Here is a 6,998-nt window from a genome sequence, read left to right as displayed (position 1 = left end):
AATGCGAAGGGAGAAGATATCTTAAACAAGATACAGCGAGCCCGTGAGGCAATGGCCTCACGGGCTGGCGGGTAAGTTATTTTCAAAACAGCACACTAGTGTGCAGTCAGCCAGCACTCGGAGATTGCCCGTGAACTCCCAGGACATCACCCTCGCCCCAGAAGAATTTTCCGACCTCAGCCGTCGCGTCAGATCTGCCATCATCCACCAACGTGATGGTCGTCGAGCGCGTGTAATTTTATTAACCGCGCAAGGTTGTTCGCGCGTCTAAATAGCACGCTTGGTGGGGTTTTCATTGCGCTCAGTCGGCGTTTTCAAGGGCTGCGCTTGGAGGGACTGCATGACAAGCCAGGATGTGGAAGCCCCTCCTCGTACCAGCAGATGCTTTGGCCCGCGTGATCGAGCAAGTGGTTAAACCGCCCATTGGACAACCTCGCTGGAGTCACCGAAGCATGGCGCGGGTCGCAGGCATTTCACCAGCCAGTGTCCAGAGGATAATGGGCTGCTAACGATATAAAACCGCACCTGACACGTACTTCCAAACTGTCCAATTATCCGAACTTCGAAGATAAGTTTTGGGACGTCATCGGGCTGTACTTAACCGCCCGATAAAGCGCTGTCGCTCTGCTGCGATGAGAAGAGCCAAGTTAAGGTGCTTGAACGCACCCAGCCTGGCTTGCCTTTGGCGAAATGCACAGCCGACACGGTATGTATGGAGTGCGAAAGGGGAAGACATATTGAATAAGATCCAGCGGGCCGCGAGACGATGGCTTCACTGACGAGCAGGGCCAACAATTCTGAGACGGCACACTAGCAGAGTGCCTCAAGCGCTGAATGTGGCATGAAATAAGCAAATAAATCGGCAAGCGATCAATCACCGGGATGTGTGCTTTCGATTTCTTGACCCAGGAGTCAGTTATGGCTAGATTCAGCCTCATCCCGCCCGATAAAAATAATGATATTGCGAGGCCTTACGTGATCCAGTTTCTAGTCAACCAAACGTTGCGAACAGAGCACGCTCTGGACCCAAACCTGACGGTGCTCAATTACCTGCGCAATCATCTGCATAAGTGCGGCACCAAAGAAGGGTGCGCCAGTGGTGACTGTGGCGCCTGCACCGTGGTTGTGGGCGAGCTGCATGCCGACGCCCAAGGGATTGAGCGGCTGCGCTATCGCAGCCTCAATGCGTGCCTGACGTTCGTTTGCACCTTGCATGGCAAACAGTTGATCAGCGTTGAAGACCTCAAGCATCAAGGCCAATTGCACAGCGTGCAGCAGGCTATGGTCGACTGCCACGGCTCGCAATGCGGTTTTTGTACCCCTGGCTTTGTGATGTCATTGTTTGCGCTGCAAAAAAACAGTGCCGATGCCAAGCCCCATCAGGCCCATGAGGCACTGGCAGGTAATTTGTGCCGCTGTACCGGCTATCGCCCGATTCTGGCTGCCGCCGATTTAGCGTGCAGCGCCACCGATGGCGATCAATTTGACGCCCGGCGAGATGACATCATCACTCAGCTCAAAGCCATTCGCCCCACGCAGACCGTCGAGCTAAGCCGTGACGGTAAACGCTGCCTGCTGCCGCTGAACATCAGTGACCTGGCCGACGCGTATGAAACGCATCCACAAGCCCATTTGCTGGCGGGCGGCACTGATCTGGCGCTGCAAGTCACACAGTTTCATCGCCCCTTGCCGATGATGATCTACCTCGGCCACGTGGCTGAAATGAAACGTATCGAGCACTTTGATGACCGGCTTGAAATCGGCGCCGCTGTTTCTCTGTCCGACGCGTATGACAGCCTCAACACTCAATACCCGGACTTCGGCGAACTGCTGCAACGCTTTGCTTCGCTGCAGATACGCAACCAAGGCACGCTGGGCGGCAACATTGGTAACGCCTCGCCCATTGGTGACGCGCCGCCGCTGCTGATAGCCCTCGGTGCAACGCTGGTGCTGCGCAAAGGCAAAGAGCAGCGCAGCTTGGCACTTGAGGATTACTTCCTCGACTACCGGGTAACAGCACGCCAAGCGGGGGAATTTATCGAAAAAGTCGTCATCCCCCTGACTGATCCGAGCCAGACTTTTCGCGCCTACAAAGTGTCCAAACGCTTGGATGACGACATCAGCGCAGTCTGCGCCGCCTTCAACGTGGGCATTGAAAACGGCGTGGTCACCCGCGCACGCGTCGCCTTTGGCGGTATGGCCGCCACCGCCAAGCGCGCCAGCGCCTGTGAAACCGCTCTGCTCGGCTCGGCTTGGGACTCAAGCACCCTAGAGCGCGCTTGCACGGCATTGAGCCAAGACTTCACGCCACTGTCAGATTTTCGCGCCAGCAAGGAGTACCGCTTGCTGATTGCGCAGAATCTGCTGCGCAAGTTCTTTATCGAGCTGCAAACGCCAGCCCTTGAAACGCGGGTGACCGACTATGTCTAACCATCACACACCCGAACCGACTCAGGCTGAACTCAGCGCACTGTTTAAACAGCAGTTGAAAACCGGCGTGGGCCGCAGCATTAAGCATGACAGCGCCGATAAACACGTCTCAGGCGAGGCCCAGTACATCGACGACCGGCTGGAGTTTCCCAACCAGCTACACCTTTATGCGCGCTTGTCTGACCGGGCACACGCCAAAATCATTCACGTCGATACATCGCCCTGCCTTGCCTTCGAAGGCGTGCGCCTGGTCATCACCCACCAAGACATTCCTGGCCTCAAAGACATTGGCCCGCTCTTGCCCGGCGACCCGCTGCTGGCCATCGACACAGTGGAGTTTGTCGGGCAGCCCGTGCTGGCTGTTGCCGCCTGCGATCTGGACACCGCGCGCGCAGCGGCAATGGCCGCCATTATTGAATATGAAGATCTGGAGCCGGTGCTCGATGTGGTTCAGGCCCTGCGCGCCCGGCATTTCGTGCTCGACAGTCACACCCACCAGCGCGGCGATTCGGCCAGCGCGCTGGCCAACGCCCGCCACCGCCTGCAAGGCAGCCTCCATATCGGCGGCCAGGAACACTTTTACCTCGAAACCCAAGTTTCATCGGTCATGCCCACTGAAGATGGCGGCATGCTGGTGTATTGCTCAACGCAAAACCCGACCGAGATCCAAAAACTGGTCGCCGAAGTGCTCAATGTTTCGATGAACAAGGTCGTGGTCGACATGCGCCGCATGGGCGGTGGGTTTGGCGGTAAAGAGACGCAAGCGGCAAGCCCCGCCTGCCTGTGCGCCGTGGTCGCCCACTTGACCGGGCAGCCCACAAAAATGCGCCTGCCCCGGGTCGAAGACATGCTGATGACTGGCAAGCGGCACCCGTTCTATGTTGAGTATGACGTTGGCTTCGATGCCAGCGGTCAGTTGCAAGGCATTCAACTGGAGCTGGCAGGCAACTGCGGCTATTCGCCGGACTTGTCCAACTCTATCGTCGACCGCGCCATGTTTCACGCCGACAACGCTTACTACCTAGGTGATGCAACGATCAATGGCCACCGCTGCAAAACCAACACCGCCTCCAACACCGCCTACCGCGGCTTCGGCGGGCCGCAAGGCATGGTGGCGATCGAAGAAGTCATGGATCGCATTGCCCGCCACTTGGGCCTCGACCCGCTGGCAGTGCGCAAGGCCAACTATTACGGCAAAACCGAACGCAACGTGACCCACTATCACCAGACCGTGGAGCACAACTTGCTGCACGAAATGACTGCCGACCTGGAAGCCAGCAGCCAGTACGCTGAACGACGCTCAGCAATCAAAGCGTTCAACGCCAGCAACCCCATTCTGAAAAAAGGGCTGGCATTAACCCCCGTCAAATTTGGTATTTCCTTCACTGCCAGCTTCCTCAACCAAGCTGGAGCGCTAATCCACATCTACACCGATGGCAGCATCCACCTCAACCACGGCGGCACTGAAATGGGTCAGGGCTTGAATATCAAAGTCGCTCAGGTGGTGGCTGAGGTGTTTCAGGTGGACATCAGTCGTGTACAAATCACCGCGACCAACACCGACAAAGTGCCTAACACTTCGCCCACGGCAGCTTCCAGCGGGGCCGATCTGAATGGCAAGGCGGCGCAAAATGCTGCCGAGATCATCAAGCAGCGACTGATCGAGTTCGCCGCCAACAAGTATCAGGTCAACCCACAGGACGTGGTGTTTAACAACGGCCAGGTGCGCGTGGGCGAGCTAATGATGAGCTTCGAAACCTTGGTGCAGCAGGCGTACTTCGGCCAAGTGTCACTGTCGAGTACGGGCTATTACAAAACCCCGAAAATTTTCTATGACCGCACTCAAGCGCGTGGGCGGCCGTTCTACTACTTCGCGTTCGGCGCTGCCTGCGCGGAGGTGATCGTCGACACCCTGACCGGCGAATACAAAATGTTACGCACCGACATCCTGCATGACGTCGGCGCTTCATTGAACCCTGCCATTGATATCGGTCAGGTCGAGGGTGGCTACCTGCAGGGCGCAGGCTGGCTGACCATGGAAGAACTGGTCTGGAATGCCAAAGGCAAGTTAATGACCAACAGCCCGGCCAGCTACAAGGTTCCGGCAGTAGCCGATATGCCGCTGGACTTGCGTGTGACGCTGGTCGAAAACCGTAAAAACCCCGAAGACACTGTGTTTCACTCCAAAGCCGTAGGCGAGCCGCCGTTTATGCTAGGCATTGCCGCGTGGTGCGCTATCAAGGACGCAGTGGCGAGCTTGGCCGATTACCGGGTGCAACCGAACATCGATGCGCCAGCCACCCCGGAACGCGTGCTGTGGGGTTGTGAGCAAATGCGCCAAAGCCTGTCAGAAGGTGCACGCCATGAATAACTGGATCAGTGCTCTGGCAGACCTACAGCAACAGGGCGAACCTTGTGTGCTCGTCACTATCATTGAGGAACAAGGCTCAACCCCGCGTAATGCGGGCTCAAAAATGGTCATCAGCGCCAGCCAGACATTCGACACCATTGGCGGCGGCCATCTGGAATACAAGGCCATGGAAATTGCCCGCCAGATGCTCAGTGAGGGCCAGTACGCGACGCATCTGCAGCGTTTTAGCCTGGGCGCGAGTCTGGGCCAGTGCTGTGGAGGCGTGACGGTATTGCTGTTCGAGCCGATGGGCCAGGTGCAGGCGCAGATTGCAGTGTTCGGCGCCGGTCATGTAGCACGCGCATTGGTGCCGCTGTTGGCCAGCCTGCCGTGCCGCGTGCGCTGGATCGACTCCCGCGCACAAGAATTCCCCGACCCGATGCCCGCCGGGGTACGCCAGATCGTGACCGATGATCCTGTTGATGAAGTCAATGAGCTGCCAGTGGGTTGCTACTGCATCGTCATGACGCATAATCACGCCCTGGATCTGGAACTCAGCGTCGCCTTACTCAAACGTAACGACTTTACTTACTTCGGCCTCATTGGCTCTAAAACCAAGCGCGTGAAGTTTGAGCACCGTTTGCGCGACCGAGGTTTGAGCCCTGCCCATTTGCAGCGCATGCGCTGCCCGATGGGGTTGAGCAACGTAAAAGGCAAATTGCCTGTCGAAATTGCCATTTCCATCGCAGGCGAAATCATCGCGACCTACAACGCCCATTTCGGCCAGCAGACTGCCTGCGCCGAAAGGGCCAATGCTGAACCTATTAAACAATTGCTGCCGCTTTCACGGCGCAGCCATGCCACACACTGAGAGTTGTTATGACCTGTAAAGCCTATCGCGCCGCCATTTTGCACAGCATCGCCGACCCTGCCGAAGTCGGGATCGAGGCGTCCTATGAGTATTTTGAAGATGGCTTGCTGGTAGTCGATAACGGCCAGATCAAGGCTGTAGGGCCGGCCAGCGAACTGCTTGCCACACTGGCCGCCGACACTGAAATCACCCAGTACCACGATGCGCTGATCACCCCCGGCTTTATCGACACGCATATTCACTTCCCACAAACCGGAATGATCGGCGCCTACGGCGAGCAACTTCTGGACTGGCTGAACACGTACACCTTCCCGTGCGAAAACCAATTCGCCGACAAGGCCCATGCCGAAGAAGTCGCGGATGTTTTCCTCAAGGAGCTGTTGCGCAACGGCACCACCACCGCTCTGGTGTTTGGCAGTGTGCATCCGCAATCGGTTGACGCCCTGTTCGAAGCTGCCCAGCGTCTGGACCTGCGCCTGATTGCTGGCAAAGTGATGATGGATCGCAATGCGCCTGAGTACCTGACTGACACGGCTGAAACTGGCTACAACGACAGCAAGGCGCTGATCGACCGCTGGCACGGTAAAGGCCGCTTGCACTACGCCGTGACCCCACGTTTCGCCCCCACCAGCACCCCCGAGCAGCTAACGATGGCGGGCAAGTTGCTGAGCGAATACCCGGACGTGTACTTGCATACCCATATCAGCGAGAACCTTCAGGAAATCGAGTGGGTTAAATCACTGTTCCCTGAGCGAAAAGGCTATCTGGATGTATACGACCATTACCAACTGCTGGGCGAGCGCTCGGTATTTGCCCACGGCGTGCATTTGTGTGATGACGAATGCGCACGTCTGGCAGAAACCGGCTCCGCTGTAGCCTTCTGCCCGACCTCAAACTTGTTCTTGGGCAGTGGCTTGTTCAACTTGCCGATGGCCGAAAAGCACAAGCTCAATGTTGGTCTGGGAACAGACGTTGGCGCAGGCACCAGTTTTTCGCTGCTCAACACCCTGAACGAAGCCTACAAGGTCATGCAGTTACAAGGCGCACGCCTTAATCCGTTCAAGTCTTTGTATCTGGCAACTTTGGGCGGCGCACGCGCACTGCGCTTGGAAGATAAGATCGGCACCTTGCAACCGGGCAGCGACGCTGACTTTTTGGTGCTCGATTACAACGCCACGCCACTGATGAGCTATCGCCTCAAGCAGTCAAAGAACATTGCCGAAACACTGTTTGTATTGATGACACTGGGCGATGACCGCACGGTTCAGCAGACCTATGCGGCCGGTAATCGAGTGCATCAGCGCTGATTGACCGAAAGATGGCCCGCTTGCAGGTGCCCACTGGCGC

4 protein-coding genes and 1 pseudogene are annotated in these 6,998 nt (G+C 57.2%); all 5 read left to right on the top strand.

Features of this window, described 5'->3' with window-relative positions:
• Positions 1–130: 130 nt before the first annotated feature.
• Positions 131–685 (top strand): annotated as a pseudogene (locus ACZRJQ_RS21480) (helix-turn-helix domain-containing protein); the annotation flags it as partial.
• Between the two features lie 290 nt (positions 686–975).
• Entirely contained in the window at positions 976–2,430 is a 1,455-nt protein-coding gene (xdhA, locus tag ACZRJQ_RS21475; protein WP_463980307.1) for a xanthine dehydrogenase small subunit, read from the top strand.
• The gene (gene xdhB / locus ACZRJQ_RS21470; protein ID WP_463980305.1) at positions 2,423–4,801 is read left to right on the top strand and encodes a xanthine dehydrogenase molybdopterin binding subunit; all 2,379 of its coding nucleotides are present in this window, start codon (positions 2,423–2,425) and stop codon (positions 4,799–4,801) included. The genes xdhA and xdhB overlap by 8 nt, the downstream gene beginning before the upstream one ends.
• Positions 4,794–5,651 carry a xanthine dehydrogenase accessory protein XdhC gene (xdhC, locus tag ACZRJQ_RS21465; protein WP_463980304.1) on the top strand — a complete coding sequence of 286 codons (858 nt, stop codon included), beginning with the start codon at positions 4,794–4,796 and terminating at the stop codon, positions 5,649–5,651. Before xdhB ends, xdhC begins: the two co-directional genes overlap by 8 nt.
• Positions 5,652–5,659: 8 nt before the next feature.
• Entirely contained in the window at positions 5,660–6,958 is a 1,299-nt protein-coding gene (guaD, locus tag ACZRJQ_RS21460; protein ID WP_463980303.1) for a guanine deaminase, read from the top strand.
• Positions 6,959–6,998 lie beyond the last annotated feature (40 nt).

The sequence above is a fragment of the Pseudomonas sp. E315 genome (assembly GCF_055406205.1).
Note: the sequence above shows the minus strand (reverse complement) of the source record. Positions and strands in the feature narration are given on the sequence as shown.

What these genes read in the sequence shown, in the direction of transcription:
- xdhB (WP_463980305.1), top strand. Translation starts at nt 2,423, where the DNA reads ATGTCTAACCATCACACACCCGAACCGACTCAGGCTGAACTCAGCGCA.
- xdhC (WP_463980304.1), top strand. Translation starts at nt 4,794, where the DNA reads ATGAATAACTGGATCAGTGCTCTGGCAGACCTACAGCAACAGGGCGAA.
- guaD (WP_463980303.1), top strand. Translation starts at nt 5,660, where the DNA reads ATGACCTGTAAAGCCTATCGCGCCGCCATTTTGCACAGCATCGCCGAC.